The sequence below is a fragment of the Rhizobium tumorigenes genome (genome assembly GCF_003240565.2).
Lineage (GTDB): Bacteria > Pseudomonadota > Alphaproteobacteria > Rhizobiales > Rhizobiaceae > Rhizobium > Rhizobium tumorigenes.
This window is the reverse complement of record NZ_CP117258.1, coordinates 386,940-411,324: the sequence shown is the minus strand read 5'-3', so window position 1 is coordinate 411,324 and position 24,385 is coordinate 386,940. Positions and strand designations below refer to the sequence as shown.

The window sequence follows — 24,385 nt, the reverse complement described above, 5'->3', positions numbered from 1 at the left end:
GCTTTTACTCAAAAAGGGATTGGCATCGACTCACGCAGCCAATCCCTTGGCTAACGAGGTCTCCCGGGCTTTTCTCCCGCCGTGCACCCGGCGGGATTTCTCTCCCGACCGGTGGTGGCTCTCGGACCAGCACGCCATGAAAGCGCCGGAACCCTAGCCACCAACTCTGAAATGAGCGAAGCAAACCGCGTGCCAGTTTGCAATCCCGGGAATACAGGGCTTTCAAAAGCGCACCTGTCAAACTGCACACAGTTTTGGCGGCGGATGGCGATTATATGAGCAGGCGCGGATGTCCAGCGTCAGCCGAGTGCATTGAAGGCTCGGAATGACCTGACGATCAGGGCGGGTTCGATGCCATCGACGATGAAAACTATCGCCGAGCGACGTTCCTCCGAGGGCCAGGCCCGCATGTGTGTCGGGGGATGCACGAGATACTGGACACCATGGATCGCGACCGGCCGGGGCTCCCCGGCGACGTCGAGGATGCCCTTGACCCTGAGGATCCTATCCCCGTGGCGATTGAGCAGCATCGTCAGCCATATGCCAAAGGCGGTCCAGTCAACAGCGGTCTCTGCCTCGATAACGAAAGACCGAATTTCACCCGCGTGGGTCGAGCCATCGGCTGGAACTGGCTCGTCGCAGCGGAAAAGGCTGGTTTCACCGGTTTCGCTGTCGGCAAGCAGCATCTGCAGCTCGAGATCCGCTCCGGCAGCAAGCCAGATCGGAGCGTCGGGATTGAGTGCACGGATGGCCGCAAACGCATTGTCTGCGTCCGATGCAGTGGCAAGATCGGTCTTGGTGAGTACGATACGGTCGGCAACCGATACTTGGCGCGAGAATTCCACGCGGCCTTGCTGCGTAGTCGCGTTGACGGCGTCGACAGTTGCGATGGTGTTCGATGCCTTGAAGTGATGGCGCAGAACCGGGTCGGCCTTCAGCGTCGACAATACGGGAAAAGGATCGGCAAGGCCGGTGCTTTCGATCACGACGCGGTCGAAGGCGGGGACGAGGCCCTTTTCCCGCTTGGCGTGGAGGTCGCGCATTGCCTCAGCCAGTTCGCCGCGCACGGTGCAGCAGAGACAGCCCGATTGCAGCAGCACCATGGTCTCGTCGATCCGCTCGAGCAGGTGATGATCGAGGCCGATCTCGCCGAATTCGTTGATCAAAACGGCGGTGTTGACCATGGCCGGGTCCCCCAGCATACGGCGAAGCAGTGTGGTCTTGCCCGATCCCAGAAAGCCGGTCAGGAGATTGACCGGCGTGAAGGCGGGGTATGCATCAGCCATTCGCCTCCGCCTCCAGCCTGTCGAGCAAAGGTAGCGACAGCGGATCGAGCGGCCGGCCCGCCAGCGTCTCGGCTGCCGGCCACAAATGGCCGAGATCCTCGATGATCTCGGTCTTGCCGGTCCGGGTGGACAGCAGGAACGACGTGCCCTGCCAGTCCGAGAGGGAAAGGCCGAAGGCCGCCAGTACGCGGTTTGCGATGCGCACGCGCGCCGCCCTTTCCCGCCGTCGATCGATGCGCTCGGTGTTGCGCGTGTAGACGCCGGGCCGTGCAACGGCATCGGCCCAGTGCTCGTTGCCTCCAAGAATGCCGCAAAGCGAGCACATCGATCAGTCCACCTTTTAGGATTTACGCGGGAAGCGTGCCGCGAAATCGTCGGCGATCTCGTTCATGGTGACGAACTTGACGCCGGGATGCTTGCTCATATGGGCAAACAGGCGCTCCAGCATCATCAGCACCTGAGGGCGGCCGGCGACGTCGGGGTGGATGGTGATCGGGAAAACCGCGTAGTCCATCTCGCGGTAGACCCAGTCGAACTGGTCCCGCCACATTTGCTCGATGTCGTGCGGGTTGACGAAGCCGTGACTGTTCGGCGACTTCTTGATGAACATCATCGGTGGCAGGTCGTCGAGATACCAGGAGGCGGGAATCTCGATGAGGTCGGTTTCCTGGCCGCGCTTCAACGGCACCATCCACTCGGACGGCTTCTTCGAGTAATCGATCTTCGTCCAGCTATCGCCGACGCGGACGCGATAGGGCGTGAAGTCATTGTGCATCAGTGAGTGGTCGTACTTGATGCCCCGTTCCAGCAGCAATTCGTTGGTAACGTTGGAGAATTCCCACCATGGTGCGACATAGCCGGTCGGCCGCTTGCCGGAGAGTTTGGTGACGAGATCGATACAGTGGTCGAGCACCTCGATCTCCTGCTCGCGCGTCATGGCGATCGGATTTTCGTGGGTGTAGCCGTGGATACCGATCTCGTGGCCGGCATCGGCGACGGCCTGCATCTGCTCCGGAAAGGTTTCGATGGAATGGCCAGGAATGAACCAGGTCGTCTTGATGCCGAACCGGTCGAACAGCTTCAAAAGACGCGGACTGCCGACTTCGCCGGCGAAAAGCCCGCGCGAAATGTCGTCCGGTGAATCCTCGCCACCGTAGGAGCCGAGCCAGCCGGCGACCGCATCGACATCGATGCCGAAGCTGCAGAAAATTTCCTTTGCCATTTCATAACTCCTTGTCTTCAGACTTTTTAAGGCGCGAGGCCATCGGAAATTGGAAGTCGCTTAGAGGTTGACTCCGGCGCGGCTTACAGGGAGGCGAGCCATTCGGAGAGTTCCGTTTCGGCCCGCTCCAGGGCACTGTAATTCAATAATTTGCGCAACATTGCGACGGTCACCGCCCTGGCCCTTAGATTAAAGCGACCATCCTCATGATCTTCGGCTGAATTTTGATAGACCTCAAGCTTTTCGTACAGTTGCTGCAGCCTGTTCTGGACGCTGCGGAGCGATAGGTTTCGCCGGCGGGCTATCGTGCGATCGGTCAGGCCCAGCGCGATGTCCACGAGAATTTCGTATTCTGTATCGCTGAAACCCTTTGCCTGGCCAAGGCTCTTCTGCTGCATGCCGCGAACCTCGCGGTCGATGACGCATTGCGCCTCGATGAAGATGCTGCGCAACGCCAGCCTCAGACGTTCGTCGGAGGCCGACTTGAGAACGTAACCATAGGCGGCTCCATCCGGCACGATGCGGGATACGCCGCGCACATAGGCCTCGTCGGAATAGTTCGACCAAAAGAGGATACGCGTGTCCGGTCGCTCGTTCCAGATGGTTCGCGCGGCTTCGATGCCGTTGCGGTTGTTCATTTGCAGATCCATGACGACATGGGCGGATTTGTTTTCCCGCGCCAGCTTCTCGCCCTCCTTGCCGTTCTGCGCCTCCAGGATCGTTTCGCATTCCGGCAGGGAGGCGCCGATCGCCTCGTGGAGATAGGAGCGATGCAGGGGATCGTCCTCGACAATCAGAACTTTCATGCGTGCAGCCTCGATTTGCCATCACGCGGAGACGGCTGTTCTGCGATGGGCAGATGGATGGAGACGACGGAGCCGCGGGTTTGGCGCCCGTCGCTGACGGAAAATGCGGCGGATATCAGTTGCGCTCGCGTCTGCATATTGTCGATGCCGGCACCACGGCGGCGGCCCGGCCTGTCGATACCGATGCCGTCGTCGCGTACCTCGATGGAAATTCCGTCCGCCTTTCCCGTCAGCGTCACGATGATATGGTCGGCCTGCGCGTGACGGACAGCATTGTTGATAGCCTCCTGCACGATCCGGAAAAGCGCGATGCTGACCGTCGGCTCCAGCCTGTCGATCACCCCGCCTGTGTTGTCGACGAGCTTTTGCGCTATCGACAACCCGCTGTCGCGAATCGATCGGTCGAGCTCGTTCTCGACAGCCTGGGCAAAGCCGAACAGCTGCAGCACGGAGGGCTTGGCCTCCTCGATGATCTGGCGAAGGTCCTGCATGCAATGCTGCAGGCTGCGGGCCAGCGGCTCCAGCGCTTCTCCGGAGATCTCCTGCTCATGGGTCAGCCTCTCCAGGCGCCGCGACAGGCGCGTCAGGTCGGCCAGCGTCTGATCGTGAAGATCCATGCCGATACGCTGACGCTCCAGTTCCAGCGCTTCGGTCAGCTTGAGCGCACCGAGCCGCAGGCCCTCTTCGCGGGCTCGCGCTTCCGCCTCGACGATCGCCCATTGCTGGGCCTGCTCGGCAGCGCGCAAGGCGAAGAAATAGGGCGACAGCAGGTCTGCGATCGACCGCGCATTGGCCACGTCGTCGAGGCCATAAAGAGCGACGGCGTGGGCCGAACAACTGAGTGCGCCGATGACGTCACCCTCGACCTTGAGCGGAACATGCAGGCGGCTGCAAAGGGCCTGGTCGAAAATCGGGCGCACGAAAGCACCCTCGAAACTGAAGCGCGGATCGACGCAGGCATCGTCGGTCAGGAGGTAGCCGACCTCGCCCCAGAGAAGGCTGCGGATGGGGCTTCCCGACACCAGCGCCGGCGGGTTGTTGCCCCATGCGGTTTCAATGCCGGTCTCGTAGGCGGTGTGATACTTGCCGCCATGCATGATGATGCAGACGTCCAGATGATCGTGGGGGATGATATGCCAGATTTCCGCTGCCACCGCGCGAATAGCGGAGCGGAACTCCAGCTGCCCCGCCAGCACGCGAGAAATTCCGAGATAATGGTCGAGAAGCGCCGAGGGCGCCAACTTGAGCATGGTTCCTCCTCCAGCCGTCCCCTCCCAGGTCGCGGCTCAGTCCGTTCCCGCCAGTAAGCGCCACGCGATGGCGCCACGTCCTGCAGGATCCCGCAGCAATTACAGGAATTGCCGCAAATGCAATGCCGCATTGTTACTATACAACCCCGCCAATCTATAACATCCTGAAGGGGTCGAGAGGAGGAACTCGGCGTTTGACACAAACTATCCGCCCGGGAGGGGATTTCGGGTCAACAGGGAGAGAGACAATGAATTTCAGAAATCTGCTTCTGACGTCGTTAACGCTTGTTTGCGTGGCATTGCCCGCAGCTGCCATGGCCGACACGTCCGCCAAGAAGATTGCGCTGTCCAACAACTACGCCGGAAACTCGTGGCGCCAGGCCATGCTGACCAGCTGGGAAAAGGTCACCGGCGAAGCCGTCAAGTCCGGCGTCGTCGCTGCCGCAGACCCATTCACCACGTCTGAAAACCAGGCGACCGAGCAGGCAGCCCAGATCCAGAACATGATCCTTCAGGGTTACAACGCCATCGTCATCGACGCGGCGTCGCCGACGGCGCTGAATGGCGCCATCAAGGAGGCCTGCGATGCCGGCATCGTCGTCGTCTCGTTCGACGGCATCGTGACCGAACCCTGTGCCTGGCGCATCGCCGTCGACTTCAAGGGCATGGGCGAAAGCCAGGTCGACTACCTCGCCAAGAAGATCCCCGCAGGTGGCAACTTGCTCGAGATCCGCGGCCTTGCCGGCGTGTCCGTTGACGACGAAATCTCCGCTGGCATCCATGCGGGCGTCGCCAAATTCCCGCAGTTCAAGATCGTCGGCTCCGTTCACGGCGACTGGGCACAGGATGTTGCACAGAAGGCCGTTGCCGGCATCCTGCCGAGCCTGCCGGAAGTGGCAGCCGTGGTGACCCAGGGTGGCGACGGTTATGGCGCAGCCCAGGCCTTCGAGGCGGCAAAACGTCCTATCCCGACCATCGTCATGGGCAATCGCCAAGATGAACTCGTCTGGTGGAAAAAGCAGAAGGACGCCACCAAGTATGAAACCATGTCGGTGTCCATCGCTCCCGGCGTTTCGACGCTGGCCTTCTGGGTCGCGCAACAGATCCTCGACGGAAAGACCGTGAAGAAGGACCTGGTCGTGCCGTTCCTGAAAATCAACCAGGACAATCTCGAGGCTAACCTTGCGACCACCCCCTCGGGCGGTGTTGCCAATGTCGAGTACTCGCTGGCCGATACGCAAAAAGTCATCGCCGACAGCAAGTAACCCCCATCCTCCCACCGCATTGCGCCGCCCGATTGACGTCGGGCGGCCGGTCCTTCAAAGGGAGATCTGAGTCATGGACGTGAAAACGCAAGGCCCGGCCGTCGTCGAGGTGACGGACGCCAAGGTGCATTTCGGCGCAGTCAAGGCGCTGGACGGCGTAACCATCCGCATTGTTGCCGGTGAGTGCGTCGGCCTCGTCGGTCACAACGGCGCTGGAAAATCGACGATCGTCAACATCATCAACGGCGGGCTGACACCGCATTCCGGTAGCGTCAGTTGCGGTGGCGAGAAGGTCGAGCGCTATGGCATCGCTGCCGCGCGAAGCCATGGTGTGCGATGCGTTTTCCAGGAATTGTCGCTTTGTCCCAACCTGACCGTCATCGAGAACACCCGCGTCATGCATCGGGGCCTGACCGGCTGGGGCTGGCGCAGGCGTGCTGCCGCCATCATCGGCCAGTCGCTGGATGCGATCTTTCCCGGCCATGGCATCGAGCCGGAAGCAACCATCGGCGACCTCTCGATTGCCGAACGGCAGATGGTCGAGATCGCCACGGCCTTCTCAACGATCTCCACTCCGGTCAAGCTGGTGATCCTCGATGAGCCCACCTCGTCACTGGACGCAAGCCTTGCGGCGCAATTGCTCGCCTATGTGCGTGTCTTCGTCAGGAACGGCGGCTCGATCATACTGATCTCCCATATCCTTGGTGAAATCCTGTCGGCAACCGACCGCATCATCGTCATGAAGGATGGCAAGGTCGTCGCAGAGAAACCGTCCGCCGAATTCGACCATCACAGCCTGGTGGCCGTCATGGGCAGTGTCGTGAAGGCACGCGACGCCGCGCCGGCGCGCGCTCTGGCACACCAAGCCCCGCCTCTGCTGTCAGCTCCCCCGCGCAAAGGCAAGGGATTGCCGTTCAGCGCGTTCCCGGGCGAACTCGTCGGACTGGCAGGGCTCGGGGGCCATGGACAGACGGATATCCTCCTCGAGCTTTATCTGGCGCGCACCGGCAACTGGATGCGGCGGCGCGATGCCGAGGTGACGTTCGTTGCCGGCGACCGCGCTCTCAACGGTGTCTTTCCGCTATGGAGCATTCTGAAGAACCTCACCATTGCCAATCTCAACGTCCTGTCTCCGGGCGGAATGCTGCGAGACGCTAAGGAAGAGGCGCTCGGCATGTCGTGGAAGGAAAGGATCGAGATCCGCACCAAGGACATGGACAATCGCATTCTGTCGCTCTCAGGCGGCAACCAGCAGAAGGTGCTTTTCGCCCGCGCGCTGGCAACGACTGCGCCCGTCGTGCTCATGGACGATCCGATGCGCGGTGTCGATGTCGGCACCAAGCAGGAAGTCTACGCCATCATCAGGGCCGAAGCGGCCAAGGGACGGACCTTCGTGTGGTATTCGACGGAGATGGAAGAGGTCAGTCTTTGCGACCGCGTTTTCGTTTTTAACGAAGGCGTCATCGTCCGCGAACTCGTTGGCACCGAGGTCACCGAGGAAAACATTCTGTCAGCGTCCTTCACAGGAGTGGCGGCATGAAGCTTCGCCTGTCTTCGGATACCATCCGCCTCGTCATTCCCGCCCTGTCGCTGACAATCCTGCTCATTTCGGTCTTCTATTTGCAGCCGCGTGCTATGAGCTACATCGGCCTGAACCTGCTGTTCAATCTGGCGGTTCCGATTGCACTCGCGACAATCGCCCAGATGCTGATCATGACCGTCAACGACCTCGATCTCTCCATGGGCTCCTTCGTCAGCTTCATCGCCTGCGTCACGGCGACCTTCCTGCAATCCGATCCGGCGCTGGGCATCGTCATTCTGCTCGCCGCCATCGCCGTCTATGCCGGCCTCGGCGTGCTTATCCACATCCGAGACCTGCCATCCATCGTCGTCACGCTCGGCATGAGCTTCGTCTGGAGCGGGCTTGCCATCCTCCTGCTGCCGGCACCGGGAGGCCATGCGCCGGAATGGGCGAGGGCGGTGATGACGTCAAAGCCGCCGCTGGTGCCGATGGCCATCGTTGCCAGTGTCATCATCGCGCTGTTTTCCCATTTTCTCATCATGCGCTCCTCGTTCGGCGTTATCCTGCGCGGCGTCGGCGGCAACGCACGCTCTGTCGAGCGCGCCGGCTGGTCGATCTTGGCGGCAAGGGCAGCCACCTATGCGCTGGCAGCCTTCTTCGCCATTCTGGCCGGAATTGCGCTTGTCGGCCTGACGACGTCGGCCGATGCCAACATTGCGTTGCGCTACACCCTGTTATCGATTGCCGGCGTCATCCTCGGCGGCGGCGAGTTCGTCGGCGGCCGCGTTTCGCCCATCGGTGCAGTCATCGGCGCGCTGACCCTGACACTTGCGGGCTCGTTCCTGTCGTTCCTGCGCATTTCGTCGGATTGGCAGATCGGCGCACAGGGGGCGATCCTCATCGTCGTGCTCGGGCTGCGACTGCTGCTCAACCGCATGGAAAAAAGGGAGAAGCGCGCATGACAACCCTCACTTCGCTCATGCGCAAGCCATGGATCTGGTCGTTTGTCGCTGCATTTGTCGTCTGGTTCGTCACCATCATGTTTACCGGCGGCGCCAGCACATTGGGTCTCAGTCAGGCAGCGCTGACCTTCGCCGCGTTCTCGATCGTGGTCGGCGTCGGTCAGATGTTCGTCATCACCCTCGGCCCGGGAAATATCGATCTCTGCGTGCCGGCGACGATGACGCTGTCCGGCACAGTCGCGCTGAAATTCATGGCTGGCGAAAACTCGCTGATCGCCGTGGGCCTGCTGGTGGCTGTCGCCGTCGGAGTGGCAGTGGGGCTCGGCAATTACGCTCTGATCAAGCTGTTGAAGATACCGCCAATCATCGCCACCCTGTCGATGAGCTTCATCGTGCAGTCAACGGCCATCTGGACGAACCGCGGCCTGCGGATCAAGCCACCGGAGGCGCTGGCAAGCTTTTCGACGCAAACGACGCTGGGCCTGCCGAACGTCGCGCTCCTCGCGCTCGTTCTTTCGCTCCTCGCTTACGTGCTGCTGCAAAGAACCGTCTACGGGCGCTGGGCGGCGGCAATCGGCCAGAGCGTCAATGCCGCGCGCATGGCGGGCATACCCGTCGATGGCGTACGCCTGACAACCTATGTGCTGTGCGCAGTTCTGGCCGCCGTCTGCGGATATTTGCTGGCGAGCTTCTCCGGCGGTGCCGCGCTTAACATGGGCCAGGAATATTTGTTGATGTCGATTGCCGTCGTCGTCATTGGCGGGACGGCGGTTGCCGGCGGGGACAGCAATGTCGCCGGCATATGGGGCGCGTCGCTGTTCATGTTTCTCGTGGTCTCCATGCTCAACACCTACGGCTTTGGCGCCGGCATCCGCCTCGTCATGACCGGCCTCATCATCATCGGCGTCATCGTCGTTGCCGGTGGGCGCAGTCTTCGCAATCACTGAACGCGGAATATCCTCATGCCCGACACATCCCCATTCGAAGTTCACGACCCACGCTTCACGGCGCTGTTTGTCGGCAGCGCACGGCTGGAAGAACTCTACAACGGGTGCCGCTGGGCGGAAGGTCCGGTCTGGTTCGACGATGCGCAACATCTACTGTGGAGCGATATTCCGAACCAGCGGATGATGCGCTGGATACCTGACGGTGGCGTCTCGGTGTTCCGGCACGCCTCGAACTTCAGCAACGGAAATACGCGCGACCGGGAGGGCCGGTTGATCTCCTGCGAGCACGGCACGCGCCGCGTCACCCGCACGGAGGTCGATGGCAGCATCACCGTTCTTGCCCACAGCTTCGAAGGCAAGCGCCTGAACTCGCCCAACGATGTGATCGTCCGCTCGGACGGGACGATCTGGTTCACCGACCCGACCTACGGAATCCTGTCGGACTACGAGGGCTACAAGTCCGACCCGGAACAGGGCCAACGCAATGTCTTACGGCTGGATCCAGAGACCGGCGATCTCACCGCCGTTGTCAGCGACTTCCTGCAACCGAACGGGCTAGCCTTCTCACCGGACGAGACGAAGCTCTATATTGCCGATAGCGGGGCCAGCCACGAACCGTCAGCGCCGCGCCACATCCGCGTCTTCGACGTCGTTGATGGCAGCAGCCTTCAGAACCCGAAGGTGTTCTGCCACATCGATGCAGGCATACCGGATGGCATCCGGTTCGATGACCAGGGCAACCTCTGGTCCAGTGCTGCGGACGGTGTGCATTGCTTCTCGCCAGATGGTATATTGCTCGGCAAGATCAAGGTGCCGCAAACCGTTGCCAACCTCACCTTCGGCGGACCACGCCGCAACCGCCTTTTCATAACAGCGACGACGTCGGTCTACGCCATCTACCTCACGACCAACGGTGCGCAGCGCCCGTAGCACCGGAAGTCCTCTCGTCTGACCGGCTGGCCGTCAGTTTGTCGATCCAGATGGCCGAGAGGTTTGCCCGCGACGCGGCGGCCGTGAACGTCTGGAGGATCTGGTCACCGTGGTCGAACTCGTCCCAACGGTGTACCGGGCCGTGATAAATACTGGCTACAAAGACGGCCTGTGCCGTGATCTGAAGCCGCGCCAGCCGGAGTGTCGGGCGTCTCTCGGCTGGCGACGTGGCGTTTACTTCTTCGGAAGATAATCGTTGGTGACGAAGGTCGAAAAGTCCGGCGCTGAGGTCAGGACCTTGCCGTCGCCATCGACGAGGATCTTGGCCTTCACCAGATACTGGCCAAAGGCATCGATCTTGGCGAGATCCATATTGCCGATGACACCATCGGCGCTGCGCAGGTAATGGCCGGAGCCCAGTACCTTCATCGACTGCGCCACAAGGGCGTGGTTGGTGAGCGTGTCCGGATTGGCGGCGATCAGAATGTCTCCGGCTTTATCGGGATGATCTGCAGCAAAGGCATATCCCTTCTGGACGGCGGCCAGAAACGCCTTGGCGGTGTCGCCATTGGCCTTCAGGTAGCCGTCACTGGAGACGATGAAGGTGGTGTACTCGTCAGGCACGCCATAATCGCTGTACGTGAATTCCTTGAGCTTGGCGCCGCGCAGTTCGGCCTCGACGCCTTCCCAGGTGGCCACTTCCAGGGTGAAATCGACGGAACCGTTGGCCAGCGCCTCATAGGCGGATGTGCCCAGCGTCACCGTTTTGAAATCACCCTTGCCACCATCGTGCTTGATGATGTCGGTGATCAGCGCATTTTCCCAGGCACTGCCGAAACCGCCATAGGTGAGGCCGTCGAGATTTTTCGGCGACTGGATGTCGGTGCGCTTGGCATCGACGATCAACCGACCAGTTTCTTTCTGGACGACCGCATAGACTGCCTTGAGGTCCGCTCCGGCAGCCCTCTGCGAATAGAAGCCGATGCCGGCGATGCCGAAATCTGCAATGTGGTTGCTGACCAGCGTACCAGCCGCCGTATCGGTGTAGGGCAGGATCTTGACGTCGAGGCCCGCATCCCGGAAATAGCCTTTCTGCTCGGCCACGAACAATCCGACATGGTTGGTATTCGGCGTCCAATCCAGCGCGATATTGACGGTTTTCAGATCCGCCGCCGCGGCAGGGCCAATCGAGGCGAGGGCAGAGAAAGCGGACAGCGCGAGCCCGAAGGCGCTGCGGCGAGTGAATGAGGGCATGGGAACTCCTGCTTTGATATTAAGTGATGGGATTGGGTGGGAAACCGGGCGGATTTTCCGGACCGATCAGCGCCTCCAGCAGCGCCGCCTCGATACGGGCGGCAGCGGGGGAGGCGAGGTCCGCAAGTGTCCTGGGGCGCGGTAGAGGGACATCGATTTCAGCAAGCACCCGGGCGGGTCGAGCCGAGAGAACGTAGATCCGGTCGGAGAGGAAAATCGCCTCCCTGATGTCATGGGTGATCAGCAGCGCGGTCCACCTGTTGTGCTCCCACATCTGCTCGAGCCAACGCTGCATGGAAATCCGCGTCAGCGCGTCGAGGGCGCCAAAGGGTTCGTCAAGCAGCAGCATCTTGCGTTGCTGGACGACGGTGCGCAGTAGCGCGACGCGCTGTCGCATGCCGCCGGATAGCTGGTTGGGGTAGTGCCGCTCGAAACCCGCAAGCCCGAAGGTTTCCAGCAAGGGCTCGACCTGCGCACGGGCCATCCTTTTCGATAGCCCCTGCACCTCCAGCCCGAGCGTCGCGTTGTCGATGATCCGGCGCCACGGCATGAGGGCATCGCGCTGCGGCATGAAGGCGAACTTGTCGCTCGCCTTTTCCAAGGGCGCGCCATCGAAGACGATATGGCCGGCATCGGCGGCAATGGCCCCGGTCAGCACCTGGAACAGCGTGGATTTGCCGGCGCCGGAAGGCCCAAGCATGGACACGAACTCGCCGTGCCCGACATGCAGCGTCACGTCCGCAAGCACGTCCACCGGACCGAAGGATTTGCGGATGCCGGCAAGCGACAGGCGGGCCGGTTGGCTCATGGCTGGCGGTCCTTGCGATCCGTATTCCAGGGTGTAGCGAGACGCTCCGCGCCAACCGCCAGTCCGAACAGCAATAGTGTCAGGCAAGAACTGACAGTCACCGCCGCCAGCACCAGGTCCGGTCGGAAATTGTTCTTCGCCGATAGCATGTAGATGCCGAGCCCTTTTGCCGCGCCAGCATATTCCGCAAAGATGGCGCCGACGACCGCATAGGTGATGGAAATGCGCAGTCCGGTAAAAAAGTAGGGAATGGCCGACGGCAGGCGCGCCAGAATGAAGACCCGCCATCGGGAGGCACCCATGGAGGACAGCAGCCATTCCATCTCACGCTCGGTCGATTCATAGCCCTGCACGAGGGCCACCATCATCGGGAAGAACGTTACGAGCGCCACCAGCAGTATTTTCGGCAGCAGCCCGAAGCCGAACCACAGCACCACCAGAGGCGCAATGGCGACCAGCGGCAACGTCTGGCTGACGATGAAGACCGGCACCAGCGCGCGGCGCGCCGGCTGGAAGAAATCGACCACGACAGACATCAGGAACGCCACGGTCAGCGAGAAGCCGAAGCCGGTAAACGTGGCCGCAACGGTCGGGATGGCATTTTCGAGAAGCGCCTGCCAGTTGACGACGATCTGCTCGAACACCCGCGACGGCGCAGGCAGGGTCGTCGGCCGGATGCCGGAATAGCGGGCATAGAGTTCCCAGGCGACGAGCAGACCCGTCATTAACGCCAAGGCCGGCCAGTTCCTTGCAATGGCACGAATGACCGGCAACAGCGCAGGCAGGTTGTTCATTGAACTTATCTACGGGTGACAAACTGGATTGAAATCGGGTCCAGGCCCTTCGCGGCCCTGCCTTGGATCTTGGTAGCGCCTTTGCATGACACGCATAAAGCATTAGATCGCAAATACATGGACGTAAACAGGAATTTCAAATCGTCGCGAACGGTATCGTAGACGTCGATGCCGCTGTGCCGGAAGTGTCTATAGGCTGCAGGGAGCGGGGCCCACTGGCGCGCTCGGACCACCCGCGCTCTGGGCCGCTGGAGGGTGACGCGGGCTCTTGGAGACAGATCATCACCGAATGACGCGGAATTGAGAAAATTATTTGCAATTGCTCATTTCCTTCGCAGTTTCCTGTGCATATTTGAGAGACAGTTTCTGCGATCTTTCGCACTCGAACATCAACACCGGATCGGTACCGACATGACACTGCTGAAATCCATCGCCGCCATCGCGCTCGTTCAGGCAGCATTGCTGTTGCCGGCCCATGCTAGCGAAAACCTCGCTGCCATCAAATCCGCCGGTGTCTTCAAGGTCGGGACGGAAGGCACCTACGCGCCTTTCACCTTTCATGATGCCAACGGCAAGCTCGCCGGCTTCGATGTCGAGATCGCCGAGGCGATCGCTGCCAAGCTGGGTGTCAAAGCCGAATTTGTCGAAGGCAAGTGGGATGGGCTGATCGCCGGCCTCGATGCCAAGCGCTATGACAGCGTCATCAACGAAGTAGGCATCACTGATGCCCGCAAGCAGAAGTACGATTTCTCGGACCCATACATCGCATCGAAAGCCGCACTCATCGTCCGCGACAACGACGACAGCATCAAGGGCTTTGCCGATCTGAAGGGAAAGAAGGCAGCGCAGTCTTTGACGAGCAACTATGGCAAGCTGGCCGAGCAATCCGGTGCCGAGCTCGTGGGCACGGATGGCTTCGACCAGTCGATTCAGCTGGTCCTCACCCGCCGCGCCGATGCGACGATCAATGACAGCCTGTCCTTCCTCGACTTCAAGAAGCACAAGCCGGATGCGCCTGTGAAGGTTGTCGCAGAGGAGGCCGACGCCAACTATTCGGGCGTCATCATCCGCAAGCAGGAGCCCGAGTTGCTGGCTGCCATCAACAAGGCGCTGGCCGACATCAAGGCTGATGGTACCTACAAGACGATCTCCGAAAAGTACTTCGGCCAGGACGTCTCCAAGTAGCGGAAGGCGAAAGCCGTTTCCAAATTCTGAAAACCGCGATAGTGAACGAACGGGCGCTCAGTGATCTTTCGCTGGGCGCATCGCTTTTTAAGGGAGATACCCTTGCCGCACTGGCTTCAATTGATGGCGGATTCGCTCGCGCCGCTGCTCTGGGCAGGGCTGATCTTTACGATACCGCTGACCCTGATGTCCTTTGCCTTTGGGCTTATTCTCGGACTTGTCACGGCAATAGCGCGCCTGTTCGGCCCGGCTCCTGTGGCAGCGATCGCTCGCTTTTACGTCTGGATCATTCGTGGGACGCCACTGCTGGTGCAGCTCTTCGTAATCTTCTACGGCCTGCCGAGCGTCGGGATCCTGCTCGATGCGTTTCCGGCAGCCCTGATCGGCTTCACGCTGAATATCGGCGCCTACAGCTCCGAGATCATCCGTGCCGTCATTTCATCGGTTCCGAAGGGACAGTGGGAGGCGGCCTATTCGATCGGCATGAGCTGGCGGCAGGCGATGATCCGGACGATCCTGCCCCAGGCCGCCCGCGTCGCGGTCCCGCCCTTGTCGAATACCTTCATTTCGCTGGTGAAAGACACGTCGCTCGCCGCAGCGATCACGGTGCCGGAACTGTTCCAGGCCGCACAGCGTGTCGTCGCCACCACCTACGAGCCGCTCATTCTCTATATCGAGGCTGCCCTGATCTACCTTGCACTGAGCTCGGTCCTATCGACGCTGCAAGTGCGACTGGAGCGACGCTTCGCCCGGTATGGTGGCATGATGGAGGCCAACGCATGATCGAGCTTACCAACATCGAGAAGCGTTTCGGCGACATAGTCGTCCTCAAGGATATCAATATCACCATCCCGGAGGGCAGCGTGACTGCGCTAGTCGGCCCTTCCGGCGGCGGCAAGAGCACACTGCTGCGGTGCATCAACCTGCTGGAAATCCCGACCTCGGGCGCAATCCGCCTCGGCGGGGAGACGCTGACCTTCGCACCGGGCAAAAAAACCAGCTGGCAGGCGATCCAGAAAATCCGCCGCCAGACCGGCATGGTCTTCCAGAATTTCCAGCTCTTTCCGCATCAGACTGCCATTGAAAACGTCATGGAAAGCCTGGTCACAGTGCTGAAATGGCCACGTGACAAAGCGCGTGCCAGCGCTATGGATCTTCTGAAGAAGGTCGGTATGGAGCACAAGGCAGATGCGTGGCCCGCGACCCTGTCCGGCGGCCAGCAGCAGCGGATAGCAATCGCCCGGGCGCTCGCTCCGTCGCCCCGCGTCCTGCTTTGCGACGAACCGACATCGGCGCTAGATCCGGAACTTGCCGCCGAGGTTGTCGATGTCCTGAGCAAGCTTGCGTCTGAGGGGACGACCATGGTGATGGCGACGCACGACCTCCGGCTGGCGTCGAAGATCGCCAACAACGTGGTGTTTCTGGAGGCCGGCAGCGTCGTCGAGACCGGCGATGCAAGGCTCCTGTTCACTGCGCCACAGCGCGACCGCACCAGGCAGTTCATCTCGACCATCAATGCCGCCAACACCTACGATATCTGAGCGCGGCGGTCTGGCGGTTTACCAGAGGACATTCCCGACCGGTCGGATCGGCTTCGTGGCATTGCCTCCGCCGACCAGCTGCTCGAGGTCGATCTGTATTGTCCGGCAAAGCGAGGTCAGGGGCACGTCGTGGGCACGGTTTTCGAACGGATCCTGCAGATCGGAGCCGATGCGATCCATGGCCAGCAGCATGAAACCTACGATGGTCGATGCAAGCGGTGTGTAGATCGTCAGGCTATCGACAAGACCGATCGGCAGCAGAATGCAGAAAATGTGCACGAATAGCGTCGGGTAGTAGCCATATTCACGCGGCAGAGGGGTATTCTTGATCCGCTCCATTCCGCCCTGGGCATTGCTCATGTCGACGATGACGCTTTCGATCTGGATACTGCGCATCGAATCGATCCAGCCTTGCTGGCGTGCCTCGGCCAGTAGCGCGGCAGTCTCGTTGAGGATTGCGTTCGGCACATTCGTCACCCCCTTCAACGACTCGAGTTCGTTGTCGCAGAGGAAGGCTCGGATCTCCTCCTCGTTCGGCTGCCGACGCAGATGACAGCGCAGCGCGTTCACATAGGCGATCTGGCGTCGAACGAGGTCGTGGCGCAGATCGAAGCTTTCACCGTTTTTGTCGATCAGGTGGAACACCTCTCGCCCGTAGGAGCGCGACGCGTTCACCATCGCCCCCCAAAGCGTCCGCGCCTCCCACCAGCGATTATAGGCGTTGTTGTTCCGGAAACCCAGAAACAGGGCCAGTGCCGATCCGAGCAGGCTCATCGGCAGCGCTGGCAGATCCAGCCACGGGTGGGGAAGATAGACATAGGCCAGAGTGACGGCGATATCCCAGAGGAAGAGCAGGGCAAGAGGCCAGCCGATATAGCCGAGCATCCGGTGTAGACGAGCTGACTGGGGCAAAACCATGCAGCGGTTCCCGTTGTGAAAATCGAAGCGACGTCAAATCAGATAGTGTGCGTTGCAGCATTTTGCGAATGAAACACGGCTGCTTTTTGACTGCAGCCCGCGCGAGAAATGCCGCCGAGCTGCTCGCGCGCGTGTCGAACAGCGCGCGATGGCGTCAGGGAATTGTCTGGAGATCGGTGTGACGAAACTCGTCATGAGTCGCGAGCATCGGCACTTGGTAATATTTGGCGCATGCATAATGGAGGCAATCGCCAGGGTTTAGTCCGTTGCGACCGCTACCGTATTTGTCGGCCGCCATCGTTGATAGGGTCGTGGCGCTCTTGCCGGGCGGCAGGTCGTATAATTCGATGCCGCGCGCCTCCAGGAATTCCATCAAGAATGGCTCGATGTCAGCAATCGACCGGTCGAACTTATCGGGCCTTGCCAAGGCCATTGCTGCTTCGAGGACAGCGACGGCGGATGTGATCCGCGTCTTTGCGGACAAAAAAGGGCATCTCCGACACGCTTCGCTTCAGGTTCGTCAGATGCAAGAGCAATGATGGCGCACGCGTCAACGTACATTATTTCCCGTCCCACATCTCGTCAAAAACCGACCTGGGAAGAGGCTCCTTGCCCCGGGCGGACAAGACGAGGCCGTGCTTGGCGCGCAGCCGCGCAGCCGTTTCCGTGCTCTCCAGATCAAGGCGTCGCTCCAGCGCTTCCTTCATGGCGATGACGATGGCATCCGTGATGCTCACACCGGCGACACTTGCGAACTTGCGGGTCAGAGCATCGGCCTGCGGGTTGTTGACGTTGATGGCCATCGGTATCTCCCTGTAGATCCTCACATCAGAAGATATAGATTTTCCTATCGACATACCATGCGCCGCCACGCCTGACGACAGCTGATAGAGCCATCAACCCTCCCATCCGGTTGCGTTCCGATTTGGCGGAATTTGTATTCGTGCGGACTGCTCCTATCTATCAATCATCATCAAGGAGGCAGTTGACTATGTTCGATGCGAAGAAACTTCTCGACCAGTTCCTGACGTCGCAGGTTCCCGGGCTCGGAGGGACAGTGCGGGACCGGGCGGGAGATGCGATCGGCAAAGCCCGGGAAAACCCGATGGCAACAAGCGCGATCCTCGGCATGTTGCTTGGCACCAAGACCGGGCGCAGCATCGCTGGAAATACGCTTGCTGTCGGCGGCCTTGCCGCCATCGCAGGGCTTGGCTACCAGGCCTATAAGAATTACCAGTCGGGCTCTGCGCCTGTAACATCGCCACAGGTTTCCTCGCAGGGACAACAGGCCGTGCTGCCGCCGCCGGATAATTCCCCCTTCGCACCGTCTTCGCCTGCCAACAGCAACGAGTTCGTGCTGGTGCTTATCCGCGCAATGATTGCCGCTGCCAAGGCCGATGGCCATGTAGACGATGACGAGCGGGCGCTGATCATGGACAAGATTGCAGCGGCCGACGTGACCGGCGAGGCTGCCAATTTCATCCAGCGAGAATTGACCGTGCCAACTGACCTCGACGCCCTGATCGCAGCGGCCGTCAGCGAGGAACAGAAGGTCGAACTCTACACAGCCTCGAGGCTGACGATCGAGCCGGATACTCGCGCAGAGCGAGGCTATCTGGATCTTCTCGCAGGACGCCTTGGCCTTGCCGACGGTCTCGTCGATCACATCGAGGCAATGGTGGCGCAGACGAAGAACGCTGCCCCACAATAACAATCGTGCGAAATTGGCATTCACGCTTTGGTGACGGCGGCAGCCCCTGACTGCCGCTTTCATGCCGGAATTTCCATTATAAATTCGCTGGAATGCGTACAAGGCGGCGCTCGAGCGGCATCTTCAGCCGATTTCCAGGCCAGCCTTCGGACTATAGGGGTAACGACGTTTGAGAAACGCCATACGCTTTGCTCATCCCCTCGGTTGCCAAAAGTCTAAAATTGTTCCACCAACGCTAAGCATCGAGACTCGGCATTACGAATTGGATCAAAGCTGAATGCGTAGACTTTCTGGTTTCCTCGGCATCTTTCTGGCGCTTTCATCTTCGGCTTATGCTCTGGAAATGGGACCGCTGCCCGTATTGGCGCCACTACCGCAACAGGGACAGGCTGCACATCTCAGCGCCCAGTTCCTCACGCGCTTCAGCTACAAACCGGTTCCGCTCGACGACGCTTTGTCGGTGAAGATCATGGACAGGTTCATCAAGTCGCTGGATCCGGACCGGATGCTGTTCCTGCAGGCCGACATCGACAAGTTCAAGGCTCAGGACGCCAAGCTGGACGATGCCGTCAACAAGGAAGACTTGCAGATCCCTTTCTCGATGTTCAATCTCTACGAGCAGCGTGTCGTCGACCGTATGAATTATGCGCGCGACTTGCTGAAGACGAGCTTCGATTTCAACAAGGACGAGAGCTATTCCTTCCTGCGCGAAGATGCGCCCTGGCCGAAGTCGGAAGCCGAGATCGATGACCTTTGGCGCAAGCGCGTCAAAGGGGATTGGCTGCGCCTGAAACTTGCAGGCAAGGACGACGCGGCCATTCGCGATACCCTCGACAAGCGCTATGAAAATTCGCTGGAGCGGGCCTACAAATACAAGAGCGAAGACGTGTTCCAGTCGTTCATGGATGCCTACACGACGTCCATCGACCCGCACACGGACTATTTCGGCGCCACCGCATCGGCTGAATTCGATATCTCGATGAAGCTGTCGCTGGTCGGCATCGGCGCAGTGCTGCAGGAACGCGACGATTACACCACGATCCGCGAGCTCGTTCCGGGTGGCCCGGCGCAGGTGTCGGGCAAGCTTGCCGTCGGCGACCGCATTATCGGCGTTGGCCAGGGCGCCGATGGTCCGGTGAAGGAAGTGGTCGGCACTCGCCTCGACGAGATCGTCCAGATGATCCGCGGCGCCAAGGACTCCATCGTTCGCCTCGATATCCTGCCGGCGGAAGCAGGCGCCGATGGCGCCCATCACATCGTCAACCTGACGCGCGACAAGATCAGCCTCGAAAAGCAGGCCGCCAAGAAAACGCTGCTCTCCATCAAGGACGGCGATGCGACGCGCAAGATTGGCGTGATCACGCTACCGGCCTTCTACGAGGACTTCGACGCTCGCCGCAAGGGTGACAAGGATTACCGTAGCGCCAGCCGTGATGTGGCCAAGCTCATCGACGAATTGAAAGAGGACAAGGCCGACGGCGTTCTCATCGACCTGCGCAACAATGGCGGCGGGTCGCTCGCCGAAGCGATCGATCTCACCGGTCTGTTTACGGGCAAGGGTCCCGTCGTCCAACAGCGCGATGCTGGCGGCAAGGTTGCCATCGAGGGCGACGACCGCTCGCCAGCTGCCTGGACAGGTCCGGTCGGCGTTCTCATTAACCGCGGCTCTGCATCGGCATCCGAGATTTTCGCGGCCGCAATCCAGGACTATGGCCGCGGTGTCATCATCGGCGAACCGAGCTTTGGCAAGGGCACCGTGCAGACGGTCGTCAACCTTGACCAGGTCGCCCACAACGCCAAACCGAAGTTCGGCGAACTTAAAATGACGATAGCGCAGTTCTTCCGCATCAATGGCGGCACCACCCAACTGCGCGGCGTAACACCAGATATCGGGCTGCCGAGCCTGTCGGACCCGAAGACCTTTGGCGAGGCCAGCTACGACAATGCTCTTCCATGGACGCAGATCAAGCCGGCAAACTACAAGCCGGAAGGCGATGTGGCGGCAAAGATACCGCAGCTGCAGAGCCGCCACGACGCACGCGTTGCCAACGATCCGGATTTCAAGCGTCTGGTCGGAGACATCGCCGAGTTGAAGGCGCAGCGCGAGAAGGGCATCGTTTCCCTCAACGAGGCAGAGCGTCGCAAGGAACTGGCAGCCCAGGCTACCCGTGACAAATCACGCGAGAAGATAAACGATGGCGTCGACCCCGGGGAAGACGATGGCCTGCAGGCGAACGAACGCAGCCTGAGCGCCGATATCGCTATCGAAACCGCCCGCAAGAACGCCAAGGATGTCCTCTTGAACGAGGCGGCATCCATCATGGCCGACGACGCCGGCATTCAGGCGGCGACCTCGAAGTAAAACGAAGAAGGCCACCGGCGATCGACATTGCCAGTGGCCCAAAAACTGTCGGAGACGACAGGACAGCAAAATTCAAAAAAGGATCAGCGTTGGTCTGTTTTCGACCGCAGCGGAAACATATCTTCGCCGTAGCGATGAAGACGCGTGTGATGTCTGCGGCAAAGCCAACGAACCCTCAGGGGTTCGTCATACTCGTCGTGATGGGCGTCGACGGCGTCGTGACCACAGACTTCACAGCCGAGCTTTTCGAGATCGCCGGCGACAATGGCACGCTGCACGGCAAGATGAGCATTGTACTTCATCGGGTTGGCACGGCGCCAATCTGCCTGCCTAGTTTGACTTTCGATCATTCTCGCGTTCCGATTGACGTCGTCGCCTGCGTTGGACTGATGCCCCAACGTTTGCCATAAAACGACGTCGTTAGCCAGCCACGATCCAAATCTGCAATTGCGATGCCCGGAACGAAGACCGCTATTCCGGTTTCGGATAGATCGAGCCGTTATAATCCTCGATGTAGGTTTCCGAAATTCCCGCAACGCTGTCGAAGCGGACCTTGAGCGCGCCATCGGTAAAGTCGAGTATCGTGACACCGAGGTTTGCCGCGCCCGGCTGTGACGGCATCGACGCATCGCGTGACAGGAAGCTCGTCGCCGCTGCCCAGATCTGGCGAGGACCATCGGCGCCGGGAAGATCGAGGGTCCGGTGGATATGGGCGCTGACGATGGCAGCCGTTCCGGTGCTCTCCACCAGCATCCGCAACCGATGCCGCGCCGCAGTCGGGATGGCCCAGTAGGGTCGATCGGCTTCGTCCCAGCTTTCCAGAAACAGCGGCATGTGGGTGAGCAAGACAGGGACGCGCTCGCCCCGTCCGCCAAACGCCTCGTCAAGCCAATGCCACTGCTCGGCTTCTTGCGGCAATCCTGTCGCTATAACCTGGCTGTCGATGCCGATCAGCCGCCATCCCGGAATATCGTCGCAAATCCAGCGGTCTGCGCCGAGATGCCGGTTCCAGCGCACCATCCTTTCGTGGCTTGCCGGCTGGCGGCTGGCGCGCGAGATATCGCCAACGTCGTGGTTGCCGGGCAGCACGAGAACCGGCCGGCGGAGTGTGTCGAGCGATTGTCGCGCGAAAACGATGTCCGCTTCAAGATTAGCGCCATCGAGCGTCAGGTCTCCCAGCACAATCGTGAATGCCACATCGAGATCGTTGACGTGCGCTACCGCTGCATTCCAGTTAGCAACAAAATCATCGGTCTTCGCGCCGATATGGGGATCTGCGAGGATCGCAATCTGCATGATGGCCTCTCTGGTTCTGTCCGGTGGCGCACGGTTTGTCGGCCCTCCGACGCAAGGGCCGCATTCCCGTAACGGATCGACGCGACAGTCCGGTGACAGCTTCCCGCCAGAAGGCGCACGCAGAAAGCGAATATATTTCAATTAGATACCTTGGCGCGATATGACCCGTCACGCTTTTGAAACTTCTTAAATCTGTCAATTGCCTGTCACTGACGATCCCTATTGGCAAATCGCCACAAGCTTTTGACGGCTCTCCCAAATGGCCATCAGGCGATATGCAACCCGAAGGATTTTTCGATGAACTCGTTTCACATCAATCGCAGGACTTTACTGCAGGCGGGCTCGGCGGCGCTCGGCGCATCGCTGCTCAACCTCGGCCCGCTGCGTGCCGAGGCTGCGACCACCATGCCGGAAGCTCTCGTCGCTGCCGCCAAGAAAGAAGGCGCGCTGAACGTCGTGGCCCTGTCGCCGAATTGGGTCTTCGGCAAGATGATGACCGACTTCTCCAAGCTCTACGGGATCGAGGTGAATGCCGCCAACCCGGAGGGTTCGTCGGCCGAAGAACTGCAGGCCGTTCGCAGCCTGAAGGGCCAGGATCGCGGTCCGGACACGCTCGATCTGGCGCCGTCCTTCGCGCTGCAGGCCGTCACCGACAACCTGCTGCAGCCCTACAAGGTCGCGACCTGGAACGATATTCCCTCGGAGGTCAAAAACCCCGATGGCCTCTGGCAGGGCTGCTATTACGGCATCATCTCATTCGCCGTGAACAAGAGCGTCGTCAAGACCGTGCCGCGTAGCTGGGCTGACCTCCTGAAGCCGGAATACAAGGGCATGGTGTCGATGGGCGGCAGTCCCGTGCGGGCCGGCGATTCCTTCGCAGCCGTGATGGCGGCAGCTCTTGCAAACGGTGGCAGCTTCGACAACATCGCACCCGGCGTGGAGTTTTTTGGCAAGCTTGCAGCAGCCGGCAACTACAATCCGATGCAGAGCGACAAGGGTACCATGATGAGCGGCCAGACGCCGATAGCGCTGCGCTGGGACTACCTCAACCTGACGATTCGCGACGACGAGGCCGGCAAGGTCGATTTCGAAGTCGTCGTTCCCAATGATGGCGCCCCGTTCGGCAACTATTATTGCGAGGCGATCAGTGCCTATGCGCCGCACCCGAACGCCGCCAAGCTGTGGCAGGAATATCTGTACAGCGATGAAGGACAGCTCGGCTTTCTTGCCGGCTACGCCCATCCGATCCGCTTTGCCAAGATGCTCGACGCCGGCGTCCTGCCTGCCGCGCTGCTGGCCAAGTTGCCATCTCCGGAGGCCTACAAGAGTGTGCGTTTTGCAAGCCAGGCGCAGATCGATGCCGCGAAGAAGGTAGTCGCCGACCTGTGGCCCAAGACCGTCAAGACAAACTAAGCCCAGCATGGTGCAGCCCTTCGACCCCCCGAGGAGACGGTCCCGCTCCGGGTACTTCCTTGGCTCGATGCTCAGGCAGTGGGGCCTGCCGGTACTGCTGGTGGCACCGTTCCTGCTGTTCTCACTGGCATTCATGGTGGCGCCCGCGCTCATGCTTGTCGTGCAGTCGGTCAGCACCCGCACCGGCTTCACGCTGGAATACATTGTGGCTTTGGGTGGCGAGACATTCCGTCTTGCCACCTACAATTCGATCGTGCTCTCCGTTGCGTCAGCAGCGGTCGGCGTCACCTGTGGCGGCGCCATTGCGGCAACCGTCGTTCATCGTGATGCGCACCCGGCACTCGGTTCTATCGCCTCGAGTTTCAGCGCAGTCGCGGCAAACTTTGCCGGCGTGCCGCTCGCCTTCGCATTCATTTCCAGCCTCGGCATGTTCGGCCTTCTCACCCGGGCGCTGAAGCTCGTAGGCATCGATATCTATGCCGCCGGCTTCAGCTTGTTCTCGCTGACCGGATTGACGATCGTCTATGCCTATTTCCAGATCCCGCTGATGATCATCATCATCGTACCGGCCTTGAAAGCCCTTCGCCGCGAATGGGCGGAAGCGGCAGAAAGCCTTGGCGCAACGCCTTGGCAATATGGGCGACTGGTCGTCCTGCCAATCCTCGCTCCGTCGCTGATATCGGCATTCATCCTGCTGTTTGGGTCAGCCTTCTCCGGCTATGCCACCGCCTATGCCTTGACCTCCGGCAATCTCGTGCTGCTGACCACGGAAATCGGAAATGTGCTGTCCGGTGATGTCATGAACTCGCCCCAGACCGGAGCGGCGCTCTCCGTTGCCATGATTGCGACGATGGCGGTGGTCGTTGCCACGAGCAACCTGCTGATGCGCCGCGCCCGGCGTCGGGGAATGTGA

The 24,385-nt window shown here is 60.5% G+C and carries 25 protein-coding genes and 1 riboswitch; of the genes, 12 read left to right on the top strand and 13 right to left on the bottom strand.

Features of this window, described 5'->3' with window-relative positions; all coding sequences use genetic code 11:
* Window positions 1-58: 58 nt before the first annotated feature.
* A riboswitch (guanidine-I (ykkC/yxkD leader) is annotated at window positions 59-168 on the bottom strand.
* Between the two features lie 131 nt (window positions 169-299).
* The 5 genes from PR017_RS25510 to PR017_RS25490 form a co-directional block, all read right to left on the bottom strand.
* Window positions 300-1,286 (bottom strand): CobW family GTP-binding protein, encoded by a 987-nt coding sequence (locus PR017_RS25510; RefSeq protein WP_111221420.1) that lies wholly within the window; start codon window positions 1,284-1,286, stop codon window positions 300-302.
* Window positions 1,279-1,611, bottom strand: a complete 333-nt coding sequence (locus PR017_RS25505; protein WP_111221421.1) for a hypothetical protein — start codon at window positions 1,609-1,611, stop codon at window positions 1,279-1,281. Before PR017_RS25505 ends, PR017_RS25510 begins: the two co-directional genes overlap by 8 nt.
* Window positions 1,612-1,626: 15 nt before the next feature.
* Window positions 1,627-2,508, bottom strand: a complete 882-nt coding sequence (locus PR017_RS25500; protein ID WP_111221422.1) for a polysaccharide deacetylase family protein — start codon at window positions 2,506-2,508, stop codon at window positions 1,627-1,629.
* Window positions 2,509-2,591: 83 nt separating this feature from the next.
* On the bottom strand, window positions 2,592-3,314 hold the full coding sequence (locus PR017_RS25495) for a response regulator transcription factor (RefSeq protein ID WP_111221423.1): 723 nt from the start codon (window positions 3,312-3,314) through the stop codon (window positions 2,592-2,594).
* Entirely contained in the window at window positions 3,311-4,564 is a 1,254-nt protein-coding gene (locus PR017_RS25490; RefSeq protein WP_111221424.1) for a sensor histidine kinase, read from the bottom strand. Before PR017_RS25490 ends, PR017_RS25495 begins: the two co-directional genes overlap by 4 nt.
* 248 nt (window positions 4,565-4,812) lie before the next feature.
* Here PR017_RS25490 and PR017_RS25485 point away from each other — a divergent pair, with 248 nt between their 5' ends.
* The 5 genes from PR017_RS25485 to PR017_RS25465 all read left to right on the top strand — a co-directional run bounded on the left by PR017_RS25485 (window position 4,813) and on the right by PR017_RS25465 (window position 10,190).
* Complete coding sequence (locus PR017_RS25485) at window positions 4,813-5,829, top strand: ABC transporter substrate-binding protein (RefSeq protein WP_111221425.1); 1,017 nt, start codon at window positions 4,813-4,815, stop codon at window positions 5,827-5,829.
* Between the two features lie 73 nt (window positions 5,830-5,902).
* Complete coding sequence (locus tag PR017_RS25480) at window positions 5,903-7,369, top strand: sugar ABC transporter ATP-binding protein (RefSeq protein ID WP_111221426.1); 1,467 nt, start codon at window positions 5,903-5,905, stop codon at window positions 7,367-7,369.
* Window positions 7,366-8,313 carry an ABC transporter permease gene (locus PR017_RS25475; RefSeq protein WP_111221427.1) on the top strand — a complete coding sequence of 316 codons (948 nt, stop codon included), beginning with the start codon at window positions 7,366-7,368 and terminating at the stop codon, window positions 8,311-8,313. Before PR017_RS25480 ends, PR017_RS25475 begins: the two co-directional genes overlap by 4 nt.
* The gene (locus tag PR017_RS25470) at window positions 8,310-9,260 is read left to right on the top strand and encodes an ABC transporter permease (protein WP_111221428.1); all 951 of its coding nucleotides are present in this window, start codon (window positions 8,310-8,312) and stop codon (window positions 9,258-9,260) included. Before PR017_RS25475 ends, PR017_RS25470 begins: the two co-directional genes overlap by 4 nt.
* Window positions 9,261-9,275: 15 nt before the next feature.
* On the top strand, window positions 9,276-10,190 hold the full coding sequence (locus PR017_RS25465) for an SMP-30/gluconolactonase/LRE family protein (RefSeq protein ID WP_111221429.1): 915 nt from the start codon (window positions 9,276-9,278) through the stop codon (window positions 10,188-10,190).
* A gap of 234 nt (window positions 10,191-10,424) precedes the next feature.
* Here the strand turns inward: PR017_RS25465 and PR017_RS25460 are convergent, their stop codons facing one another.
* The 3 genes from PR017_RS25460 to PR017_RS25450 are packed head-to-tail and all read right to left on the bottom strand — an operon-like array spanning window position 10,425 to window position 13,046.
* Entirely contained in the window at window positions 10,425-11,444 is a 1,020-nt protein-coding gene (locus PR017_RS25460) for an ABC transporter substrate-binding protein (RefSeq protein WP_111221430.1), read from the bottom strand.
* A 19-nt stretch (window positions 11,445-11,463) separates the two neighbouring features.
* Entirely contained in the window at window positions 11,464-12,252 is a 789-nt protein-coding gene (locus tag PR017_RS25455; RefSeq protein ID WP_111221431.1) for an ABC transporter ATP-binding protein, read from the bottom strand.
* Window positions 12,249-13,046 (bottom strand): ABC transporter permease, encoded by a 798-nt coding sequence (locus PR017_RS25450; protein ID WP_161959360.1) that lies wholly within the window; start codon window positions 13,044-13,046, stop codon window positions 12,249-12,251. Before PR017_RS25450 ends, PR017_RS25455 begins: the two co-directional genes overlap by 4 nt.
* Before the next feature lie 411 nt (window positions 13,047-13,457).
* Between PR017_RS25450 and PR017_RS25445 the strand changes: the two genes are divergently transcribed.
* From PR017_RS25445 to PR017_RS25435, 3 genes are all read left to right on the top strand, one after another.
* Window positions 13,458-14,231 carry an amino acid ABC transporter substrate-binding protein gene (locus PR017_RS25445; RefSeq protein ID WP_111221432.1) on the top strand — a complete coding sequence of 258 codons (774 nt, stop codon included), beginning with the start codon at window positions 13,458-13,460 and terminating at the stop codon, window positions 14,229-14,231.
* A 102-nt stretch (window positions 14,232-14,333) separates the two neighbouring features.
* Window positions 14,334-15,014 carry an amino acid ABC transporter permease gene (locus PR017_RS25440; RefSeq protein WP_111221433.1) on the top strand — a complete coding sequence of 227 codons (681 nt, stop codon included), beginning with the start codon at window positions 14,334-14,336 and terminating at the stop codon, window positions 15,012-15,014.
* Window positions 15,011-15,772, top strand: a complete 762-nt coding sequence (locus PR017_RS25435) for an amino acid ABC transporter ATP-binding protein (protein ID WP_111221434.1) — start codon at window positions 15,011-15,013, stop codon at window positions 15,770-15,772. The genes PR017_RS25440 and PR017_RS25435 overlap by 4 nt, the downstream gene beginning before the upstream one ends.
* Before the next feature lie 18 nt (window positions 15,773-15,790).
* Here PR017_RS25435 and PR017_RS25430 read toward each other — a convergent pair whose 3' ends face one another.
* The 3 genes from PR017_RS25430 to PR017_RS25420 all read right to left on the bottom strand — a co-directional run bounded on the left by PR017_RS25430 (window position 15,791) and on the right by PR017_RS25420 (window position 17,493).
* On the bottom strand, window positions 15,791-16,690 hold the full coding sequence (locus PR017_RS25430; RefSeq protein WP_111221435.1) for a bestrophin family protein: 900 nt from the start codon (window positions 16,688-16,690) through the stop codon (window positions 15,791-15,793).
* 154 nt (window positions 16,691-16,844) lie between these two features.
* Window positions 16,845-17,174, bottom strand: coding sequence for a type II toxin-antitoxin system VapC family toxin (locus PR017_RS25425; RefSeq protein WP_240539070.1), 330 nt, complete (start codon window positions 17,172-17,174; stop codon window positions 16,845-16,847).
* Window positions 17,175-17,250: 76 nt separating this feature from the next.
* Entirely contained in the window at window positions 17,251-17,493 is a 243-nt protein-coding gene (locus tag PR017_RS25420; protein ID WP_111221436.1) for a type II toxin-antitoxin system VapB family antitoxin, read from the bottom strand.
* A gap of 188 nt (window positions 17,494-17,681) precedes the next feature.
* On the opposite strand from PR017_RS25420, the gene PR017_RS25415 reads away from it, so the two are divergent.
* The gene (locus PR017_RS25415) at window positions 17,682-18,401 is read left to right on the top strand and encodes a tellurite resistance TerB family protein (protein ID WP_111221437.1); all 720 of its coding nucleotides are present in this window, start codon (window positions 17,682-17,684) and stop codon (window positions 18,399-18,401) included.
* A 277-nt stretch (window positions 18,402-18,678) separates the two neighbouring features.
* Complete coding sequence (locus tag PR017_RS25410) at window positions 18,679-20,763, top strand: carboxy terminal-processing peptidase (protein ID WP_111221438.1); 2,085 nt, start codon at window positions 18,679-18,681, stop codon at window positions 20,761-20,763.
* A gap of 83 nt (window positions 20,764-20,846) precedes the next feature.
* On the opposite strand, the gene PR017_RS25405 is transcribed toward PR017_RS25410, so the two are convergent.
* Both PR017_RS25405 and PR017_RS25400 read right to left on the bottom strand, forming a co-directional pair.
* Window positions 20,847-21,113: a hypothetical protein gene (locus PR017_RS25405; RefSeq protein ID WP_111221439.1), complete on the bottom strand. Its 267-nt coding sequence runs from the start codon at window positions 21,111-21,113 to the stop codon at window positions 20,847-20,849.
* Window positions 21,114-21,234: 121 nt separating this feature from the next.
* Complete coding sequence (locus tag PR017_RS25400) at window positions 21,235-22,059, bottom strand: metallophosphoesterase family protein (protein WP_111221440.1); 825 nt, start codon at window positions 22,057-22,059, stop codon at window positions 21,235-21,237.
* A 297-nt stretch (window positions 22,060-22,356) separates the two neighbouring features.
* Between PR017_RS25400 and PR017_RS25395 the strand changes: the two genes are divergently transcribed.
* Complete coding sequence (locus tag PR017_RS25395; RefSeq protein ID WP_111221579.1) at window positions 22,357-23,472, top strand: ABC transporter substrate-binding protein; 1,116 nt, start codon at window positions 22,357-22,359, stop codon at window positions 23,470-23,472.
* A gap of 7 nt (window positions 23,473-23,479) precedes the next feature.
* Window positions 23,480-24,385, top strand: coding sequence for an ABC transporter permease (locus PR017_RS25390; RefSeq protein ID WP_279619571.1), 906 nt, complete (start codon window positions 23,480-23,482; stop codon window positions 24,383-24,385).